Source organism: uncultured Methanobrevibacter sp., assembly GCF_902770715.1.
Taxonomy (GTDB): Archaea; Methanobacteriota; Methanobacteria; order Methanobacteriales; family Methanobacteriaceae; genus Methanocatella.
In genome coordinates, this window is sequence record NZ_CACXTS010000002.1 from 1 (window position 1) to 21,561 (window position 21,561).

General features: G+C 34.4%; 21 protein-coding genes and 1 tRNA gene. 4 read left to right on the forward strand and 18 right to left on the reverse strand.

What is annotated here, in order from left to right; all coding sequences use genetic code 11:
* A partial coding sequence (locus QZU81_RS00670) for an aldo/keto reductase (protein WP_295588941.1) occupies positions 1–750 on the reverse strand: 750 nt, incomplete at its 3' end.
* Between the two features lie 187 nt (positions 751–937).
* Between QZU81_RS00670 and QZU81_RS00675 the strand changes: the two genes are divergently transcribed.
* Together QZU81_RS00675 and QZU81_RS00680 are read left to right on the forward strand one after the other, a co-directional pair.
* On the forward strand, positions 938–1,207 hold the full coding sequence (locus QZU81_RS00675) for a helix-turn-helix domain-containing protein (RefSeq protein WP_295588942.1): 270 nt from the start codon (positions 938–940) through the stop codon (positions 1,205–1,207).
* Between the two features lie 310 nt (positions 1,208–1,517).
* Positions 1,518–1,973 carry a GNAT family N-acetyltransferase gene (locus QZU81_RS00680; RefSeq protein WP_292850741.1) on the forward strand — a complete coding sequence of 152 codons (456 nt, stop codon included), beginning with the start codon at positions 1,518–1,520 and terminating at the stop codon, positions 1,971–1,973.
* 305 nt (positions 1,974–2,278) lie between these two features.
* On the opposite strand, the gene QZU81_RS00685 is transcribed toward QZU81_RS00680, so the two are convergent.
* Positions 2,279–2,617: a hypothetical protein gene (locus tag QZU81_RS00685; protein ID WP_292850744.1), complete on the reverse strand. Its 339-nt coding sequence runs from the start codon at positions 2,615–2,617 to the stop codon at positions 2,279–2,281.
* Positions 2,618–2,871: 254 nt separating this feature from the next.
* Here QZU81_RS00685 and QZU81_RS00690 point away from each other — a divergent pair, with 254 nt between their 5' ends.
* Positions 2,872–3,693 (forward strand): 4Fe-4S dicluster domain-containing protein, encoded by an 822-nt coding sequence (locus QZU81_RS00690; protein WP_292850747.1) that lies wholly within the window; start codon positions 2,872–2,874, stop codon positions 3,691–3,693.
* 77 nt (positions 3,694–3,770) lie between these two features.
* Here QZU81_RS00690 and QZU81_RS00695 read toward each other — a convergent pair whose 3' ends face one another.
* The 8 genes from QZU81_RS00695 to tgtA all read right to left on the reverse strand — a co-directional run bounded on the left by QZU81_RS00695 (position 3,771) and on the right by tgtA (position 12,909).
* Positions 3,771–4,997, reverse strand: coding sequence for an ATP-binding protein (locus tag QZU81_RS00695; protein ID WP_295589037.1), 1,227 nt, complete (start codon positions 4,995–4,997; stop codon positions 3,771–3,773).
* Between the two features lie 349 nt (positions 4,998–5,346).
* Complete coding sequence (locus QZU81_RS00700) at positions 5,347–6,270, reverse strand: DUF1848 domain-containing protein (RefSeq protein WP_292850750.1); 924 nt, start codon at positions 6,268–6,270, stop codon at positions 5,347–5,349.
* A 24-nt stretch (positions 6,271–6,294) separates the two neighbouring features.
* Positions 6,295–7,452, reverse strand: a complete 1,158-nt coding sequence (locus QZU81_RS00705) for a thiolase domain-containing protein (protein WP_292824828.1) — start codon at positions 7,450–7,452, stop codon at positions 6,295–6,297.
* 12 nt (positions 7,453–7,464) lie between these two features.
* On the reverse strand, positions 7,465–8,502 hold the full coding sequence (locus QZU81_RS00710) for a hydroxymethylglutaryl-CoA synthase (protein ID WP_292824831.1): 1,038 nt from the start codon (positions 8,500–8,502) through the stop codon (positions 7,465–7,467).
* A gap of 144 nt (positions 8,503–8,646) precedes the next feature.
* A tRNA-Gly gene (locus QZU81_RS00715) sits at positions 8,647–8,720 on the reverse strand.
* Positions 8,721–8,825: 105 nt separating this feature from the next.
* Positions 8,826–10,253 (reverse strand): flippase, encoded by a 1,428-nt coding sequence (locus tag QZU81_RS00720; RefSeq protein ID WP_292850753.1) that lies wholly within the window; start codon positions 10,251–10,253, stop codon positions 8,826–8,828.
* Between the two features lie 9 nt (positions 10,254–10,262).
* Positions 10,263–10,925, reverse strand: coding sequence for a class I SAM-dependent methyltransferase (locus QZU81_RS00725; protein ID WP_295588945.1), 663 nt, complete (start codon positions 10,923–10,925; stop codon positions 10,263–10,265).
* A 4-nt stretch (positions 10,926–10,929) separates the two neighbouring features.
* On the reverse strand, positions 10,930–12,909 hold the full coding sequence (tgtA, locus tag QZU81_RS00730) for a tRNA guanosine(15) transglycosylase TgtA (protein ID WP_292824840.1): 1,980 nt from the start codon (positions 12,907–12,909) through the stop codon (positions 10,930–10,932).
* Between the two features lie 228 nt (positions 12,910–13,137).
* On the opposite strand from tgtA, the gene QZU81_RS00735 reads away from it, so the two are divergent.
* Positions 13,138–14,355 (forward strand): MnmC family methyltransferase, encoded by a 1,218-nt coding sequence (locus tag QZU81_RS00735; RefSeq protein WP_292850759.1) that lies wholly within the window; start codon positions 13,138–13,140, stop codon positions 14,353–14,355.
* Here QZU81_RS00735 and QZU81_RS00740 read toward each other — a convergent pair whose 3' ends face one another.
* From QZU81_RS00740 to QZU81_RS00775, 8 genes are all read right to left on the reverse strand, one after another.
* Positions 14,356–16,179, reverse strand: coding sequence for a collagen binding domain-containing protein (locus QZU81_RS00740; RefSeq protein ID WP_295588947.1), 1,824 nt, complete (start codon positions 16,177–16,179; stop codon positions 14,356–14,358).
* 443 nt (positions 16,180–16,622) lie between these two features.
* Positions 16,623–18,407: a glutamine--fructose-6-phosphate transaminase (isomerizing) gene (glmS, locus tag QZU81_RS00745; RefSeq protein WP_292824849.1), complete on the reverse strand. Its 1,785-nt coding sequence runs from the start codon at positions 18,405–18,407 to the stop codon at positions 16,623–16,625.
* Positions 18,408–19,127 (reverse strand): uroporphyrinogen-III C-methyltransferase, encoded by a 720-nt coding sequence (cobA, locus tag QZU81_RS00750; RefSeq protein WP_292824852.1) that lies wholly within the window; start codon positions 19,125–19,127, stop codon positions 18,408–18,410. It lies immediately after the preceding gene.
* 9 nt (positions 19,128–19,136) lie between these two features.
* A complete protein-coding gene (gene purQ / locus QZU81_RS00755; protein WP_292824855.1) occupies positions 19,137–19,781 on the reverse strand; it encodes a phosphoribosylformylglycinamidine synthase subunit PurQ in 645 nt (214 codons plus the stop codon).
* An 8-nt stretch (positions 19,782–19,789) separates the two neighbouring features.
* A complete protein-coding gene (gene purS, locus QZU81_RS00760) occupies positions 19,790–20,056 on the reverse strand; it encodes a phosphoribosylformylglycinamidine synthase subunit PurS (protein ID WP_292824861.1) in 267 nt (88 codons plus the stop codon).
* Complete coding sequence (gene purC, locus QZU81_RS00765) at positions 20,057–20,785, reverse strand: phosphoribosylaminoimidazolesuccinocarboxamide synthase (protein ID WP_292824864.1); 729 nt, start codon at positions 20,783–20,785, stop codon at positions 20,057–20,059.
* Between the two features lie 82 nt (positions 20,786–20,867).
* Positions 20,868–21,152 (reverse strand): hypothetical protein, encoded by a 285-nt coding sequence (locus QZU81_RS00770; RefSeq protein ID WP_292850765.1) that lies wholly within the window; start codon positions 21,150–21,152, stop codon positions 20,868–20,870.
* 5 nt (positions 21,153–21,157) lie between these two features.
* Complete coding sequence (locus QZU81_RS00775; RefSeq protein ID WP_292824869.1) at positions 21,158–21,517, reverse strand: flagellar protein, FliL; 360 nt, start codon at positions 21,515–21,517, stop codon at positions 21,158–21,160.
* Positions 21,518–21,561 lie beyond the last annotated feature (44 nt).

The window sequence follows — 21,561 nt, forward strand, 5'->3', positions numbered from 1 at the left end:
TCTCTCACCCAATTCATACGCTTTTTGCAAATCCTTTGGAAATTGTGTTTTTTCGCTTTCTGCCTTATGTTCAGGGTCAAACATATTGTTCACATATGCAGAATACTGTTTGAACTGTTTTGTGTCATATTTACCGGATAATGCACCCTGCTCCAAAACCATATATGAAAAAAAGATTATGTCATTCTCTTTACAGTACTCAAGAATTCCGGAATCTTCAGATGAACGGTTGAGTAGGCTGTAATGGTTTTGAACGGCTCCAAGCTTTAATCCTGCCTCTTTTAAAATCTCATTTGCCTCTTTGATTTCTGCGAGATTATGGTTTGAAACACCAATCATTTTAATGTCATGCTCTTTTGCGGTTTCAACCAGCTTTTTAGTCCAATCCGGTGCTCCGACAGGATTATGAATCCAGAAAATGTCAATGTCTTCAACACCCAATATTTTCGCACTGTTTTCATACATTGATGTTACCTCATTTGCCTCAAACATCTCGGCAAGCTGAGGTGTGAATTTAGTTGAAATTACAAAATCCTCACGATTGGAAGTCCTTAAGAATTCTCCTAAAACCTCTTCAGATTTTCCCATACCATAGACATATGCAGTATCCCAAAGGTTCAAATCCAATTCCATTGATTTATCGTAGATTGGTTTTAAATCTTCAATATTATGTTCGTTTCCAAAAGTTCCATCATTACCCCATGCCCAAGCGCCAAGGGCGATTTTTGGAAGATTATCTTTTAATGTCATATTTAATTATCTCAATAAAAGAATATAAAAAGTTAAAGTGACGGCTATGACACCTAAACATTAAAATAAAACAAAATAGAAATTTTTAAACCATATGACCTATTTTGATTTTGAACTTACTCACTGCCCAGTTGAATTGTCCCTTGACATAATCAATAGAAAATGGGTTTTGTAAATTATTTGCGACATGTTTTTCGGAAAAACCCGATTTAGCGAATTTCAAAAGGAAAGACCTGAAATGTCAAACAAGGCATTGTCCAGAAGTTTGAAATTCATGGAAGATCAGGGATTGATTAAAAAAGATGTTGACGAATATTTTCTAACAGATAAAGGAAAATCCCTGAATAAAGTCATTTATGATTTGGTTGAATTTACTTTAGACAACAATAAAGAATTATACGATGAAAAAACTATTTTAAAGGCAAATGAAGGATTTAAAAAACAGTTATTGAATTAATCTTGTTGAATATCCTGAGATTTATTAATATTATTATAATAAATAACCATTTAACAATATAATATAATTACTATTTGTTTGGATGGTCCGTAAAACCCATATGAATTATAAAATCAATTAGAAAAGAATATTTAATTATTCATTTCACCCTCTATTTTTAAAACAACACCCCTATCACATTTTAAAACTTAATGAATTGTATTGAAGTAAGTGCTTTAGCAAGTCATAACCCCTGCTCAAATTGTATCAAAGAATAGCTTATAAACAGATTAAATACAAAAATATTAACAATACGATAAAGAGTGAAATAATGATAATTGAAAATGGTGATGAATACATAGCTGAGGTCAAAGAACTTATTATGGAATACACTGACCGTTTAGATAGAGACCTCTCTTTTCAGGGATTGGATGATGAGTTAAATTCATTAGAAGACAAATATTTACCGCCAAATGGAGAACTGATAGTTGCCATTGAAGATGAAAATGTTTTGGGCATGGTCGCATATCACAGACATGATGACAACACATGTGAGATGAAAAGACTGTACATCAAAATTGAAGCCCGAGGATGCCATTGGGGAGACATTTTAGTTTATGAAATAATCAAAAGAGCACAGAACAATGGATTTAAAGAAATGGTACTGGATACCATCGCTCCCTTGAAACCTGCCATTTCACTTTACAAAAAACATGGATTTAAAGAATGCGAACCCTATTACAATAATCCAATGGATGATGTCATTTATATGAAAAAAGAATTATAATCTCTTATTTTAACTTAAACATTAAAAAATGAAGTTTTAACAAGCAAAACCATAGTTTTAAACTTGATGATTAAAACAATCTAGTTTGTGAATCAATATCTAGTTTATCGACTTCATTTACAACATCACCTATCAACAAGGGTGAACAGGATTATGCAACTTCCGGTTCCTTTTGACCAACTTCATATTGCTGTTGGCATAATACACTTTAAATTATCTACTACTTTTAGTGAAATTCAGTTTATACAATACGCCTAATCTTGTTAAAAAATTAAAAATAAGGTTTGTTCATCTGTGAACAGTTATTACAAAGTTCCTTGTTCAATAATTTCTAACCCCTGCCCTTCCTGAATTTTTTTTAATGCCCCTTTAGCGGATCTTTTAGCAAATATTTGGCTGGAACCATCTAAACTGTCTTCACCGAAGAATCCAAAGTTTCTAACCCATGATTCTATTACAATCATGTCATCTTTAAATGTGTATTTAATTAACTGTGGAGATGTGACTATTCCAGATCCATGTTGATAAAATTCCTCTCCTTGGGATTCTCTTTTTTTGTATTTGTTCTCTTCCAAAATTCTCAATATTGTTTGCTCTTCCTCTTCTCTGTTTGTACTTTTAAATTTAAGGTAAGTTCTTGACATGATTGTAATTTTTATTGTTAGAACTATTTAATGTAATAACTATTTGTTTTAGTTTATCTATTGATTAGACAATATTTTTTCCAATATCGGAAAGATAATAATTAACTATTTGTTTAATATGAATAATACAAACATTGTGATGTAGTCATATAAAATTATCATTATTTTCCGCTTTAAAAATATCATGAAAAACTTTTTTTGATATCCCTAGCTATACATAAAATTTAATTATTATGATTAAAAAATTGTTATTCATGAACATTAAAGCGCCAATAATTATGGAGTTAATTTTCATCGCGATTTCTGTTCTGGTATATATTACAACTTCCAACACATTTTTCATATTCAATTTCCTCTATATCGGAACTGCAATAGCTGTTGGACTGTTCATGATGGGTAAAAATAACAGATACGCAAGAAACCTGATTATGCTTGCAGTTGGATGTTACCTGTTTGTTTATGTTGGCATTTTAGGTCATGAAAACTTGTCTCTGTCCGGATTTTGGTATTATTTAAGTTTAGGTGTTTTTGAAGGTGCTGTTATTCATTTTCTAATTGCAAAAATCCTTGGGCCATTACTGTTTGGCCGTGGATGGTGCGGATATGCCTGCTGGACAGCAATGATATTGGATTTGCTACCTTATACAACCCCTCAAAATGAAAGGAAAAACTGGGGGTATGTCAGATACATATTATTTGTAGCAATATCATGCGGTGTATGTTCACTATTCATTTTTAAAGTTGCTAATCTTGATTCAATAATATTCTTCCTGTTTATTTTAGGAAATATTATTTACTATATTCTTGGAATTGCTCTGGCATTTTATCTTAAAGATAATCGTGCATTTTGCAAATATGTTTGTCCGATTACTGTATTTTTAAAAATTTCAAGCTATTTTTCACTTTTAAGAGTTAAAGTTAATGAAAATAAATGCATCAGTTGCGGCAAATGTGTAAAGGCATGTCCGATGGATGTTGAAATGTTAAACAATTCCAGAAAAAGAGAAAACGGTACGGAATGCATATTGTGCCTTGATTGTGTTCACAGTTGTCCGAATGATGCTCTGAAATTATGATTTGAACAGGGTTAATTCAAAAAATCTAGTATTTTCTGTCATCATGAATCTTTTTGATTAAATTGACAGTAATATTATTATCTTAATGCTCCAATCGGAATTACCATTACCCCATCTTTTCGAACTTTTGCAATCGAATCACCCGTTATAACCGCTAAAAAGCTAGGTTCCGGAATATGTGTATTTCCCACAGCAATTTTTTGTTTAATCAACTTATCCATTTTCAATAAGGATTTTGCACCATCATCAATTCTTTTATCTCCTAATTTAAACTCAATCAATCCATAACGCCCATCAGCAATTTGCAAAACACAATCCACTTCCAAAGTACCGTCATTATAATATAATACTTTTCCACCCAATGGTGCGGAATATACTTTTAAGTCTCTAATACATAAGGTTTCAAAAATGAATCCGAAAGTTTCCAAATCATACACCAACATTTCAGGAGTTGCATTAAGACCTGCAACTGCAATTGAGGGGTCTATAAATTCCTTTTTTTCAGATTTTCTTATTTTTTGCTTTGAACGAATATTTGGAGCCCATGCCGGAACATTATCAATGACAAAGAGATTTTTTAAAACAGAGATATATGAATAAAATGTAGGCTCGGAAATTTTACCGTAATTCTCTTCAATATCCGACATTATTTTTGTATTGGCAACTAATGTTGAAATGTTACGTGAATAAGACCTAAGAATCGCTTCAAATAATTTTGAATCACGTTTAACGCCATCAATATTATAAGTATCATCACGACATATGTTATCAAAATAGGAAGATGCCACAATCAATTGTTTTCGCTTGTCTTTAATATTCAATGTTTCAGGCCAGCCCCCACGGGAAGCTAAAAAAGTCAAATCACTTAAAGACAAATCTGAAGTAACTCCATTAATTTTAACATCACTATCATTAAATAAATCAATCAATGAAATCTTACCGTTTGAATCGCCACTTTCATACAGACTCATCGGCCTCATCATCAACCTGTGAATCCTTCCAACACCTTTATGATTTATTTTAGAATTATCAACAATTGTAGAACCAGTTAAAATGTATAATCCATAACCATCAGTTTTATCAACTGAATATCTTACTGCATCCCACAATTCAGGAGCCATTTGCCATTCATCAATCAGCAATGGTTTTTCTCCATCCAATACTAACAATGGATCCACATCTGCCAGTTCAATGTATGATTTACCTAATGTAGGATGTTGCAATTCAATTACTGTTTTGGCGAATTGAGTCGCAGTTGTTGTTTTACCACACCATTTTGGCCCCACTATTAAAACAGCACCCATACATTCAAGTATATCATTTAATTCTTCATCAACATATCTTTTAATATATTCCACATTACCACCAATTAAGTAATTATACTATTTATATTTAAGTAATTATACTATTTATATTTAAGCAATTATACTAATTTTATTTAAGCAATTATACTATTTATATTTAAGCAATTATACTAATTTTATTTAAGTAATAATCGAAGTTATGATTAACCATATTTACATAGATATTTTGAAGTTCTAATTATTTAAAATTAGTTATTTTAACAATAAACGATAAAAAAATAAGTAAAAAGAATATTCAAGAATTAAAACAATATTACAATATGAAAACAATAATTTTTATTGAAAACAATCAAATTAACATTTGTTGAGTATCAATATAACTGGGTTCATTAACCTCTTTTACAACATCACCCTCATTAACATTCCCAATCAGCAATGGTGAATTTGGATTGTGCAACTTTTGGTTCCTTTTGACCAGCTTCATGTTGGAGTTGGCATAGCAATACTTGCATCCATGCATGCAAGTATTATATAACCCAATATCCCTTCCCATTAAGCAGTTGCATTCTCTATTTCTGTATTTTCCTTTAGGGACATTTAGATTATTTCCGATAGCTTTTTCCAGCACCTGCTGGGTCATGCATCCTGTTGAATCAAATCCGAACTGGTCAAGCAATGTTCCTTCAACGCAAGTTTTCATCTTTATATCATATTTCTTGGCAATTCTTGCAAAATTTTCACCAATCACCAAACGCTCTTCAGTTGTAACCTCACGGGCTTCGGGGAAATTTCTCAAAACCTTCTGATATAAATCTATAAAGCTTATTGTGCAGTCGGAAGTGTATTCATGCAATTGAGCGGCCATTTCCTCAAATTTATCAATGTGAAAATCCAGACTATACTTTTCTGTGATGAAAATCGGATCGTATCTCCAGGATATGCAATTTCTTCCCAAAGTTTCAGACAACTCCTCAAATGTCTTCATGACCTTTTTGTAGCTGGGAACATTGACTTCAATATCCTTATCATATGGATTGATTGTCGTAAACCAGAACTGCTTATAGTCAGACAGCTTATCCAAATTCTTTAACAATGGCTTTGGATTTTTAGAGCAAAAACAAAGGCAATCAACGGTTTTTGGATTGAAGTTATATCTGTAAAGCTGATTGTTATACGGATTTTTGGAAATTACAAAGCCCTCTTCAATTCTGTTCAAGAACCATTTACTAAAAAAAGCGGGAATGTCAGTTCTAGTACCTGTATTGATTATCATAAAAAAAAGAAAAGTAAAAGAGATTTATAAATCTCTTCCGAAAATGTGTACGGCTGCGGTACCACCGGTTCCACCAATGTTGTGTGTCATACCGATTTCAGCACCGTCAACTTGACGTGCTCCGGCTTCTCCTCTGAGTTGCCATACGACTTCAGCAGCTTGAGCAATACCGGTAGCACCTAATGGGTGTCCACGTGCCTTAAGACCACCGGAAGTGTTGATTGGGAAATCACCGTCGATTTCTGTTTGTCCTTCCTCAATAGCTATTCCACCCTTACCTTTTTCGGCAAATCCTAAGTCTTCAACCGCTAAAAGCCCATTGATTGAGAAACAGTCGTGCACTTCAGTCAAATCAATGTCTTTTACGGTAACTCCTGCCATTTCATAAGCTTTTCTGGATGCGACTTTTGTAGATTCAATGGTAGTTAAATCTTTTCTATCGTGTAAGGTCAATGTTCCAGAAGCCTGTGCAGAAGCCTTTACATAAATTGGAGTATCAGTATATTTTTTAGCATCCTCAGCAGGCACCATTACAATTGCTGCCGCTCCGTCACTGACAGGAGAACAGTCGAGGAGTGTTAATGGGTCTGCAACCATAGTGGAGTTGATTACCTTATCCACGGTTACTTCAAATGGGAATTGAGCATTTGGGTTTTTGGATGCATTCTTATGGTTTACCACTGAAAATTGTGCCAATTGTTCACGGGTAGTTCCATATTCATACATGTGCCTTTTAGCAATCATTGCATATAATGACGGGAAAGTAGCACCTTGCTGAGCTTCCCATTCCTGATCGGATGCTGTAGCAATAGCTGGAGTAGCGTCAACGACATCAGTCATCTTTTCTACACCTGCAGAAATTACAACATCATGGAATCCTGATGCAACTGCCATGATTCCTTGCCTTAAAGCTAGACCACCTGATGCACAAGCAGCTTCAACTCTTGTGGTTGGAACAGGATTAAGACCTACATGGTCTGAAATAAGAGCAGCAATGTGTTCTTGTTCTACAAATAATCCGGAAGACATGTTTCCAACAAACATTGCTTCAATATCCTCACCATCAATGTCAGCATCGACAATAGCTTTGATTCCTGCTTCAGCAATTAAATCTCTGAATGATGAATCCCATAATTCACCAAATTTAGTTTGTGAAACTCCTATAATCGCAACATCTCTCATATTTAAGCCCCCTTACATTTTAATTTTGCCTTTGAATTTAGCATAAACAGCATAATCGACATAAGTCTTTTGGTCAATCATATCTTGTGTTTTTGGAGCTAATTCTCTTCTTTCAACAATCTCATCTTTAACAGTTATTGTGAATCCATCACTTCCAGCACCAGATCCGTATGAGATGACAAAGATGTTGTCACCAGGTTCAGCAACATCCAAGATGTTGGATAATGCCAATGGCACAGCACCGGAATAAGTATTTCCAATATTTGGAGTGAGTAAACCTTGTTTGATTTGTTCGGAGCTGAATCCTAATTTTTTACCCGCCCTTAAGTAAAATTTACCGTTAGGTTGATGGAAACAAGCATAATCATAATCTTCAGGTTTTGTATCAGTTTCTTCAAATAACATTTTTGCAGCACTTAAAACATGTTTAAAGTAAGCTGGCTCTCCGGTAAAACGACCACCGTGAGAGGGGTAGTCTTGACCTTCTCTTCTGTAGAAGTCAGGAGTGTCAGTTGTGAAACTGCATGTGTGATTAATATCCGCTATTGTATTTTCTTTACCTATAATGTAAGCAGCACCACCAGCGGATGCAGTGTATTCCAATGCATCACCAGGAGCTCCTTGTGAAGTATCCGCACCAATAGCAAGTGCATATTCAACCATGTCAGACTCAACAAGACCCATAGACATTTGAATACCTGCGGTTCCTGCTTTACAAGCGAATTCCAAATCGGCAGCAGTCAATTTTGGAGTTGCACAGACAGCTTCAGCAACAATGGAAGCGGTTGGCTTAACTGCATATGGATGTGATTCGGAACCTACATAAACAGCACCAATCTTTGATGGATCAATTTGAGCTCTTGCTAGAGCATATCTAGCAGCAGTAACTGCAATAGTTGCAGTATCTTCATCGGGAGAAGGTACGGATTTTTCATTAACAACCAATCCGTTTGATAAAGCTACAGGGTCATCACCCCATACTTTAGCAATTTCCTCTACCTTTATTCTATATGAAGGCACATGTGCCCCATATCCTACTATTCCTACCATTAAATCACCTTAAATTATAATCTTAAACGATAATTAAAAATTAATTTAATTATTACTATTATATTTTTATTATTATATAAAAGTAACTAAAAAGGGAGTATTTTTTAAACAAAATAAGAATTTTAAAAAGAATTAGAATCAAGATGCAGTCGCCGGGATTCGAACCCGGGTTGTAGGCTTGGAAGGCCCAAGTAATAACCAGACTATACCACGACTGCATAAAAAATGCGGCGTCCGGCTAGAGTCTTAACCAGGCTGGACTAACACCGCATGAAAAATAACAACAAATAAACTTATGTTTTGATAATATATAAATGTTTGCATTAACGCCCAATTATTTGCTTAACAATAAGTTTATCATCTCGATCAAATGTCCTAAGTAGAATAATTGCGGCAAAGTATACTACAATTGATACTGCTATAGCAAACCACATATTCAAATCAAGAGCATATAATGCAATTCCTAAGATTAATGAAGCACCACAAACCTTTAAGATGTCATAAACAAGATGCATATCTGGAAGTTGACCTATTTTTCTAATCATATATAATTCTAGAATTAATATTAAAACTTCGCTTAAAACTGTTGCAACTGAAGCCCCATAGACTGAATATCTAGGAATCAGAATTAAATTTAAAATTATATTAAACACTGCAGCAATAGAATAAATCTTTGTGACAGAATACTCTTCATGAGATGCATTTAAAATCATTGAGCAAGCCCCATTGACAAACAAGAAGCAGACTGTCCAAATCAATATTTTTAAAACACCACCCGCTTCAATGAACTGTGCTCCATAAATTCCAATTAAATCATAACCATAGAAACAGGTGAAAACTGCAATTGGAATTGTAATTATTGAGAGATATTTAATTGATTTAACAAAGCTGAGAGCCAATAGATCTTTTTCGCCTTCAAATAATTTGCTCATAACCGGGAAGATAACTGCAGTATATATTGTATAGAATAATGCTAAAACACTAATTAACTTGTATGCTGAATTGTACAAACCTGCATTGTAAGTTGTTGACATCTGAGTGATCATTACGATATCTATTGAGTAGTAAATTGTGTAAAAAAGACCTGTTAATGCAAAAGGGATTCCGGCTTTTAATAAGGTCTTGTAAAATGAAAAATCAAATTTGAGTTTTGGTTTGATGAAATGGGCTCTCATTGCATATGTGGCATAGATTAACGCTACAAAATTTGCAAAAAGATAGGCTGCTGTGATTCCTAAAAGTCCCCAATCCGTAAATGTTACAAAAACTATACCTGCCAATGTAAAAATGGTTATGATAATGTTTGTAATGGCCTGATATTTGATTTCTTCATGAGCCTGGAAAGATGAGAAAAAGACATCATGATATGTTTTAATAATGTATTCAATAGCATATAACAAACAAATTCCAATCACATAACGATTCCATCCTAGAACCAACAATGTAATAAAAATCATGAAAAGATAGAAAATTGCCAGAAATATCTTAAGGGATAACGTATTGTTAATGTATTTATCCTCATTTTCAAAATCCGTTGATATGGCTCTTACAAGATAAGTAAAAACACCAAATGTTGCAAATACGCCAAAAATAGAAGATATTGAAACTGCAGTTCCAAAAATACCATATTCTGATGGACCCAAGTATCTTGCACTTAAGATAGTCCAAACAAATGCACAAACACTGGTCAATATCTGTGAAACCATCAGCCAGCTCATATTTGCAAAAATTGTTCTTACATTACTAGCCATATTATAACCTTAAATTTTTCTTGCTGTTACGCAAATCCAATCGTTTTCATCATTTATAAAAGCTTTAAAATCCTTAAATCCGGTTTTTTCCAAAGATTCTTTTAAAACATCTTCAGAATAGATTTTCATGTCAAGAAGTTCGACCAAATCATCGTATTTTTCCATTTCACCTTCTCTATAAACGGCTTCATTGCAGAAAAATACCAAACCCTCCTTTTTAAGAACCCTATTAACCTCTTTCAAGTCATTGATAAAGTCAGGCCAGAAATAAATAGTCTCAAATCCTGTGACTATATCAAAAGTTTCATCATAAAACGGCATGTCAGAAACGGATCCCTGCAGAACATTGACAATTCCCTTATCGATAGCATCTTTATTGAGTTTTTGGGATTTTTCAACACTTACCTCTGAGTAATCGATTCCGACAACCCTTCCATTTTCAGATATCTGTTCTGCAAAGCGTTCAATGTTTCTTCCACCGCCGCAACCGATGTCTAAAATTTTGCTGTCCTCTTCAATTTCAAAATGGCTTACTCCCCATTGAGCCATGGATTCATGAGATTCGTTCATTCTATCCAATATCTGATGACCCAATTCACCAACAGGTTTTCTTGCATTTTTAATAAGTTCCTTATTTTCAATATGATGGCCAGTATTTACCTTATCATCCATATTATCACTTCTTCATTCCTTTACGTGTTTTAATAGCTTGTCCTGTTTCAAATTGTTTTATTTCACAGGCTCCAATCAACGCTTTTCCATATGCCAATAATTTATCTTCTTCATTTACAATTAAAACTTCATCATTTGATCTGATATTATCGTCACAGTCAACTACAAATTTACAGAAAACACTTTTTCCATCAAGAGCAAATGGTTCTGAATCCTTATTTACGACAACTCTGTTTTTAGGATATGGCATTGCATTGTGAAGTCTTTTTGCACCTTCCTTTGATAAAATCAATAATGAATCTGAAGCTCTCATATTCACTATTAAAACCTTTCCATCGTAGATATGTCTTATTTTGCCTGTCTTTTTACTTTTTTCAATGTTGATTTTGCCTGTAAACAATGCATCGCCGGCGCCGACTCCAAACTGATAATCTGCAATTGCCTTAATCTTTTTGACATCATCCTTCTGATATCTTATTTCATCGGAAGCTTCGCATTTATTCAGAAGGCCCAATTCCAAGTCCTCATTGATACGTTTGTGAATGAACACCTGGTCATAATATTCGACGAATTCATCAATGAAATCCTCTGCAAATTCAATTGCATCAACATCACGGGTTCTGGGAGCGTCATTCTGACTTAATGGATATACTTCATCAATTTCCAATGGAACCAATCCGAACGGAATGTCCAATACCATGAAATCAGTGTTTTCCAAGTCAATTTCCTTTTCATCACCGTAGGTGTAGAATTCACCCAGCTTTCCGGAAATGAACTTTGAGTAAGGCTTTCTTGTAGGAGGCAAAATTACCAAGTCCCTCTTTTTGGGCATTTGGCGCAATTTTTGCATATGCCTTAAAACTTCAGACCGGCATAATGATTCGGGACCTGTGTAGAAAAATGCTGATTTCTTGCTTCTCGGATCATACTTTTCCAAATCCTGAGAGTAGTTTCCAAGCTGTCTTACACCCTCTAAAAGTGCAGGATGAGCTCTGCATCTCTCTTCTACAAGTTCCATAAGATTACCGTCATAAATGGCCTGCCTAATTAATCTTAACTCGGCAAATGAAACGTGAAGGTTATGTTGAGCAATAAGGTCTCTGCGCTTTTCCTTTGGCATTGCCCTCAAATCATCGGGAGTGTATTTGGTACACACTTCACAAGAACATGGCATTTCCTGCAAGTTTTCAAGCTTGAATGTTCCTCTTGTGGATAAAAGCCTGTCATCTTCAGCATATAAAATATAAGCGGCAGAGTCAAACAGATCGCAACCCATTGCAACACATAATGCGAATATCATAGGATGTCCCGCACCCATCAAATGGCGGGGAACAGTATCTGACAGCTCTTTCATGGAGTTCATTACAACATCCACAAGGTCTTTGTAGTGATAGGATTCCATTAAAGGAACAACAGCTCCAATCGGATACAAGTCAGCGTCAAGTTTTGAAAGTTCACGGGCGCATTCCTGTCTTAAATCCAAGTAAGTTGAACCTTGAACAACAGAATTCAACAACATTTCAATGTTTTGCTCCTTTTTAAATTCAACAGCTTCCTTCGCACGTTCTATAGTGATTTTTAAATCGCTTTCCGCTTTTTCCCTATCTACGAAAGGCGCTGTAGGAATATCCAGGCTTGTTCCAATATCGGTTTTGATTAATTCCTGAAACTCGATTACTTCCTTATTTGTAATTTCAACATCCCCATAAACAGATAGCTGAAATGAACCTGAATCGGTCATGATCGGTCCGTCAAAGTTGATTAACTTATGCAATCCTTCATCTACAGCTTTTTTCTTCAGTTCTTCATCTTTATAAATTAGATAAGCGTTAGTGATTACTATGTCCGCACCATATTTTCCAACATCAATAGCCTGTTTGCGCGGATGAATAACCGGCATTAATGCAGGAGTCTTTACATTGCCGTGCTTGGTTTTTAAAACTCCAACACGCCCCATATTATCTTTTGCTTTAATTTCAAACATTTAATAACCTTATTATATTAATTAAACAAGAATTCACTACTTTAAAATAAAATCTTAAATTATGAGTCCTCTTAAAAAAAATCATTTCCAAAAATATTTGGACTATCAAATACCTAAATAAAGTTTTAATTAGAAATTATATAAATTTTGCTCATATAAAAAGTTAAGATTGATTTATTTATGGAATGTTTTAATATGATTAAAATCTAAAAATTAAGTTTAGATAAAATGAGTTATGAAAACAGTGCCAGAATAATTAATGACGATATCTTTGATTTAATCAATGAATGTTTCGCCCAAGAAAAAAGTAGTCGAAATAATGAAAGCAGACTTAATTTTTTTGATACCTATAACAATTACTTTGTTTTAACTGAAGATGGATCTTATTCTATTAATTCAAAAGAAATAAATCACAAAGTTGAAACGTTACATACATCTACAGGAGCAATAAGTGAATCATTTGAGAAATTTATCAAACCCATGAAGTTCAATTATGACAAGGATATTGCCATTTTAGACATCTGCGCAGGATTGGGCTACAATTCATCAGCTGCAATAGCTGATTTCATTAAAAATAGCTCCAATTCAAATTTGCAAATTGACATGGTTGAAATTTCAAAAGCCACCTACGCCTGTGGACTTTTGGTGCCTTCTCCGATACCAGAACATGACATTACAAAAAAGGCCATTGAAGATGAACTCATCAAACAGGATTATGCCACATTAAGTTTGGAAAAGGCGGAAATTCCCGAAAACATTAACATCAACGTCTTCATTGAGGATGCAAGACAAACCGTTCAAGGACTTGAAGATGACACCTATGATGCAATATTTTTAGATCCGTTCAGCCAGAATATGGCACCAGAATTATTTTCAGTTGAATTCTTCAAACAGTTCAGGCGCATCATCAAAGATGACGGCATCGTGGCAACCTACACATCCGCCGCACCAATTAGAGCAGGATTCATTGAAGCCGGTTTTTACATAGGTCTCGGTCCGATTTTTGGAAGAAAACAAGGAGGAACCCTTGCCAGTCCAAATCCTGAGATGCTTGACTATTCCCTTCCCAAAAATGATGAGATTAGAATTGCACTATCAGATGTTGGAATTCCATTCAGAGACCCTGGATTAAACAATTCAAGTGAAACAATATTGGAAAACAGAACTGAAGAACGCCACAATGCACGCCATAACACCAAAATCTCATCAGCCGTAAAAACACCAATATTTTTAGGCGATGAAATGGATGATGAAAAATTAAAAAGACGTGTTGAGAGAAACCTCGCTAAAATGAATATTCCATCAACCACATCCAAGGAAGCATTCTTTATTATTGAATGTGAAAAAAATTATTGCGAAAAGCAGGATAGTGAAAATAACTCCACAAATAGAATTTTGGATATGGAAAAAAGATTAAAAAAAGTTAAGAAAGGAAATTATGTTTGATTATTTAACAAAATTTCCACTTTTAAGCATATAAGCTGCTTCTTTTGTTGATTTTGTAGGTGGTATCACTACAGTTAAATGCATTGGATTTGATGTGACATGCTCATTTCCGAATATTGAAAAATCACAATCACAATGGGAACAGAAGATCATACCTTCAGTACTTCCAGGTTCCCTATGGCCTGTTGCAGGGAAAATACCCACTTCGGTTTTTTCATCACCGGCCCAGAAAACATCCCAATACAAGGTGTCGGTATGATGGCAGTATGGGCAAACCCTTTCGAATTCTGTCATATACCAAGTCCAACCGTATTTTGATTCCTCACCTGGAGCGGAAGGTCTTCCAATAGCTAAAATAGTAGTTCCATCTTCAGAAATACCATATTTACTATACGATGTACCATACCTATCTTTCATTACAGTGATTTTTTTAGTTACCTGATAGCCTGTGTCTAAATCTTTAGAAACAACCTTGTATTGGCCAACCGGCAATTTAAAGCTAACAGAAGCCAGACCTTTTGAATTAGTTTTTACTATATGTTTAACGCCATCAATAGTAATCTGCACTTTCTTGCCTTTAGCTATTTTACCGTCCTGACCTAAAAGCTGAATCTGATAGGATGATTTTTCATTATCGATAGCTCCAATATCCATTGCTTTAATAGAAGCCAACTTGACAGTTACCTTCTTGTTTAAAACATAACCGGTATAAGGATCTACGCTCTTAAAGTTGTAAACACCTTTTCCCAATTTGAAACTAACGGTAGCAACACCTTTTGAGTTTGTCTTAACTGTTTTTTTAGCCCCGTCAACATAGACATGCATTTTAGCATTTTTGGCTAAAGTTTCACCTTTATAAAGTGTAACTTCAAATTTAGAAGTTTTTCCAGTGAATACAGTCATGGATTTGGCATAAAGTGTTGGTAAAACTTTAAAGGTATTTGTCTTTTTCTCACCGGTCTGAGTATTGATTGAAGTAATCTTATATGTTCCCGGAGGAGAAATCACTTTAATTGTTGCCTTACCATTGGAATTGGTTTTCTTATAGAAGTAATTGCCTCTTGCATAAAACTTGATGTTTTTATTTTTTAAGACTTTTCCATTTTTGCCATAGAATGTTGCTGTGAATTTTTTAGAGCTTAAATAATGCTTTTTCAAATCAGTTGCAACAATGGATGATTTAACAACAATTTTATTGGAAGTCTTGAATCCATTAGGATGGATTGCATAAATAGTATAAGTACCAACCTTCAATCCTATGGCTAATTTAGCTACTCCTTTTGAATTGGTCTTTTTAGTATATGTTTTACCATTAACCTTGAATTTGACATCTGTATTCGCCAAAGCCTTACCATTGCTTTTCAGGAATGTAGCAGAATAGGAAGCTGTACTCTTATAGGTTTTAGTAAGATCATTTCCTTTAATTACAGGCAATACCTTAATATTATTTTTTGTAGTAGCAAGTTTGCCGTATTTGGCAGAAATTACATAGCTACCTACATTCAAATCCAAAGGCAATGAAACTTTGCCTGAACTATCAGTATTTTTAGTGTAATCTACACCATTAACAGTCAAAGTTATAGGCACATTGCTGACGGATTTATTTCCATTGGATAATGATACTTTATAACTGGAACTGCCTTTATAATACATACTTACATCACTACCGCTCAATTCATAGTTATTTTTTTGAGCTGAAGCAGTGAGCACTTCATTTGTAGATATATCTTCAGAAACCCCCGATGGAGGTTCTTCATCTACATCACTAGCCATTATATCATCAGTTGCATTTGTATCAGCTGCAGCAATTGCAGAGATTGACAACATAAAAACTAGTGTTAACAAAATTAAACTAATTTTTTTATTAAACATAAACGTTAACTCCATCTAACATTTGTTCTTGTTAATTCTTATTTGTCTTTTTCTATAAAAAGCTTTTGATTTTCAAAAAAAGATTAAATAAGCTTAATTTAGCTAAAATAAGCAATTATAAGTTAAAAAATTTAATAAATAGTTTAAATTAAATGAAACTATTATCAAAAGATAAAATTGAATTGAAAATAAATTATTCAAAATAATTCATATTTAATAAAAAGCTTAAAAACAAAGCAATAAGGGTAACCCGAATAAGAAGAGCCGATTAAATAAATTCAATGAAATAATAATAATCCAATAAAAATCAATGAAAACTCAACGAAAAATCCTTAATTTGAAAAATAAATGAAAATTAGCTAAAAAAAGAAAAAAAGGATAAGGTAAAAAATACCTTACTCGACAGTTACGCATTTTGCCAAATTTTTAGGCTTGTCAGGGTCATGGCCCTTTTCAAGTGTGATGTAATATGCTATCAACTGTAAAGGCACAATGTAAACCAAAGGTGCAATAATCTCTTTTACATCGGAATTTATTGCAATGACATCATTGGCTTTAGCTTTTAATGATTCATCATCAGAAGATCCTACAGCCAAAACATAGGCACCACGTGACTTGACTTCCTCCAGATTGCTCATGGTCTTTTTATAAGTATCGCCCGGAGGTATAACCACTACAACAGGAATGCCCTCATCAATCAAGGCCAAAGGACCATGCTTCAATTCACCTGCAGCATACCCTTCACCGTGAATATATGTGATTTCCTTAAGTTTTAATGCTCCTTCCAAAGCTGTTGGATATGAATATCCTCTTCCAAGATAGAAGAAATCTTCAGCAAAATTATATCTTCTTGAGATGTTTTTGATGTATTCAACATCTTCCAATGTCTCATCAATGAAATCAGGTACCTTTTCAAGTTCCTTAAGCAATTCTGTATTCTTAGCAAGCAAAGCTGCGAACAAGTAGATTGATGTCAATTGAGCCACATAAGTTTTGGTTGCTGCAACCCCTATCTCCGGACCTGCCTGGGTTTGGATTACATATTGGGCTCTTCTTGTAATGGATGAACCGGCTACATTAACTATTCCTAAAGTTTTTGATGTCTGGTTTGCAACATCCAATGCCTTAAGCGAATCTGCAGTTTCACCGGATTGGGAAATAAATATCACTAAAGTTTTATCATTTAGGGTATTCGCAGAATATTTGAACTCTGATGCCAAAATCACATCAGTAGGAATGCCCGCAAGTGATTCGATTAAATATTTTCCTGTCAATGATGCATGATAAGAGGTTCCGCATGCAACAAAACAAATCCTTTGAACATCCTCTATTTCTTCAATAATCTCTTGAATATTATCCTTTTGGGTTAAAGTGTTTCTAACAGCTGTGGCCTGCTCATTAATCTCTTTAATCATGAAGTGATCATAGCCTTCTTTTTCAGCCATTTCAGGTGTCCATGTAATTGTATCGATTTCCTTGTTGACTACATTATCGAATTCGTCATGAACAACAACGCCTTCCTTGTCCAGGATAACAATTTCCCCTCTTTCAGGATAAATTATATCCCTGGCATATTTTAAAATTGCAGGAGAATCGGAAGCGAGATAGTAACCTTCTTCACCTATTCCAACGATTAATGGAGAATCTTTACGTGTTGCAACAATTTTATTAGGTTCCTTGATTGAAATTGCAGCAATTGCATAAGCTCCCTGGATAATATCTATGGTTTTTCTCACAGCATGCTCCAAGTCAAATTTTTCATCCATGAATTTCTGAATCAAATGTGGAATGACTTCAGTGTCAGTGTCTGATTTGAATACATGGCCTTCAAGTATTAACTTTTGTTTGATCTCCTCATGATTTTCAATAATACCGTTGTGAACTACAGCCACGGTATTGTCCTCATCCACATGAGGATGTGAATTCAATTTAGACGGGTCTCCATGAGTAGCCCATCTTACATGCGCAATACCAAAGTTGCCAGGCATGTCTGTTAAGTTTAATTTTTTATCAACTTCCTCAATTTTTCCCTTGTCCTTTTTAATATAAATCCTATTATCTGAAAAAGTAGCTAAACCAATAGAATCATATCCTCTGTATTCTAACTTAGATATGCAGTCAAAAAGGATTGGTGCTACATCTTCTTCATTTTTTAAAATGCATCCGACAATTCCGCACATTTAATCACCTTGATAACTGTAAATGTCTTCATACATATTCACAACATCACCAATTATTAGAATGGCTGGTGTGTTGATTTTCTTATCTGAAATGTCACCCAATGTACCGAATACCAGATTCTGATTCGGAAGTGTGCCGCTTTCTAAAGCACATACTGGAGTATCGGCTGAACGATATTTCATTATTTCTGAAGTATTTTCTTTGATATTTCCTATTCCCATTAATATAATTAATGTATCAGCAGTATAATCCCAGTGCACTTGGCTTTCTGGTTTTGTAGGGTCTTCATGACCAGTTACAATAGTAACTGATGTTGCAACTCCCCTGTGAGTTACTGGTAGTCCAATGGAGGTTGGTGCTCCAATAGCTGAAGTTACACCTGGAATAACTTCAAATTTGATATCATGTTCCATTAAAGCCAATATTTCTTCTCCACCACGACCGAAGACAAAAGGGTCTCCCCCTTTCAATCTCACTACATTCTCATGATTTTGAGCCTGTTCAATAATCAACTCATTGATTTCATCCTGAGTTTTGTAATGCTCGCCTGCCTTTTTACCTACATAAATCCTTTCAGCAGTTTCCGGAGCATGAGCCAATATTTCTTCATTAGCTAAATAATCATATAAAACAACATCAGCTTTATTTAAAGCTTTTACAGCTTTAAGAGTTATTAAATCAGCATCTCCAGGTCCCGCACCAATTAAATAAACTACCATCCTATCACTCTATAAAAATCCTTTAAAGAAATTTAAACCGTCCGCAGAACCAAAAATGTCTTCACAAGCACGTTCTGGGTGAGGCATCATAGCAACAACAAGACCGGATTCATCACATACGCTTGTGATTGCTTCCATAGATCCATTAGGATTTTTGCCTTCAAACTGCAAAACTATTTGGTCTTGGTCTTTCAATAAATCCATATTTTCTGTGTAAAATCTTCCTTCAGCATGTGCAATCGGAAGGGCAATGCTTTGGTCTTTCTTAAATGCTTTTGTGAATGGAGTCCTGTTGGTTGCAACTTTCAAATCAACCCATTCACAATTGAATTTAGGGTTTTCATTTGTAATGAAAATTCCAGGAATCAAACCTATTTCTCCTAAAATCTGAGCTCCATTACAGATTCCAAGCACCGGCTTTTCTTCTTTCACCAATTCTTTAATTCCATCAATGACTGGTGTAATGGAAGCCATTGCACCTGCCCTTAAATAATCTCCATATGAAAATCCACCAGGAATGACAATACCATCAAAGTCAGTAAGCTTTTCTTCACTCCACCAAACGTATTCCGGTTCAAGACCTGCCAATTCGCAAGCTTGTGCAACATCCCTGTCACAATTGGTTCCCGGAAATCTAATTACTCCAATTTTCATTTTCTCACCTATTTACCGCAAGCCATGTTCTGTGGAATAACATTGATTTTATAATCATGAATTACAGGATTACAGAGTAATCTTTCACACATGTCAACGACATTTTCTCTGATTACTTCCCTGTCTTCACCTTCCATTTGGAATTTGATAATTTCAACGGTTTTTACGTTTTTAACTTCGTAACCAAGTAAATCGAGAGATCTTTCGATTGTAGTTGCTTCAGGGTTTAACATACCGCTTTTTAAAGAGATTTTAACTTCAATATCAAATAACACTTAAATCACCTTTTCATCATCTGGAATAATTCTATTATATACTTCTATATAAGCATCCATAACTTCGTCATCTTTTCCTTTTCTAAACAATTCCTTATCCAACATGTCTAAGGTTTCGCTATCCCATAATCTGCAGCTATCAGGGGAAATTTCATCACCTAAAAGGATATTGCCTTGGCTGTCTTTACCGAATTCGACTTTGAAATCAACCAAGATAATTCCGGCATCGGCTAAAAATTCAGATAAAACCTCATTGATTTTCAATGCCTTTTCGGTTAAGGTATCAATTTCCTCTTGGGTAGCAATGCCTAATGCCTTGATAATTGAATCATTTAACATTGGATCATGGTATTCATCAGCTTTGAAGTCCATTTGAACAATAGGAGGTTCTAATCTAGTACCATCTGCAATAGGATATTTTCTGATTAAACTTCCAGTAGCAATGTTTCTAATAATTACTTCAATAGGAATCATATCAAGCTTTTTTGCAATCATAACATTAGGTTCAGGCAAGTCAATGAATTGAGTTTCAACACCGTTTTCCTCTAAAACTTTGAATATTTTAGAAGAGATAACAGCATTATAAGCTCCTTTATCGTTCATTACTTCTTTTCTCTCACCGTCACCTGCAGTCATGTCATCTCTAAACTCGATAATGACTTCATCAGGATTATCAGTAGTGTATACACTTTTTACTTTTCCAGAATTAATTAACTCTTTTTTGTTCATGATATCAACAAATAAATTATTATAATATAATTTTTGGTTTTAATATTATATAAAAATAAGTTAAAAAATAAAAAAATAGTAGCTACAATCCGTTGATGTATGCAACATCATCTTCAGTAAGGCCAAATTTCATCCCATTTAACAAACCGCTTGGAAGTTCAGACAGGACGATAACAGGATAATCCTCATCTGGCTTTAAAAACAATTGATGAATAACATCTTGTCTTGTTTTAACTACTATCTTATAGTTGTTATCGCTTTTAGATAGCTCTCCATCAAGAAACACTTTATTGAAAGATTGCTCTAAAAGATAATCCGGAAATGACTCTTCGATATCGAAATGTTTTAACAAATCCCTTAAAATCATTTAAATCATTCCATGCTTGGAAGTTTATCTTGATCGGAATCATATGAAGAACCAATTAACTCATTGCTTTCAGTGTCGAATTGACGGAACCCTCCGTCCCTGTATGTGACTTCACGGTAGTATCCTGAGCCATTTTGATAATTGAACTTGACTTCTTCACTAACAATATCGCTATCGCTATCTGATGAAGTGTCATCATCGACAAGAGTTGCGTTTTTGACTGTGTCGGTTTCCTCTTCAACAGCTGAGTCAGCATCATCACTTTGTTGATTATCATTGGAACCCATAGTATTCAACGCTACAGCTCCGCCAACAATTAATAATGCTATGACAATACCTATCAAGACTATAATTGCGTTTTTCATATTTTCACCTCGCTAAACTTTTCAATAGTTATTTGAGTATAGGC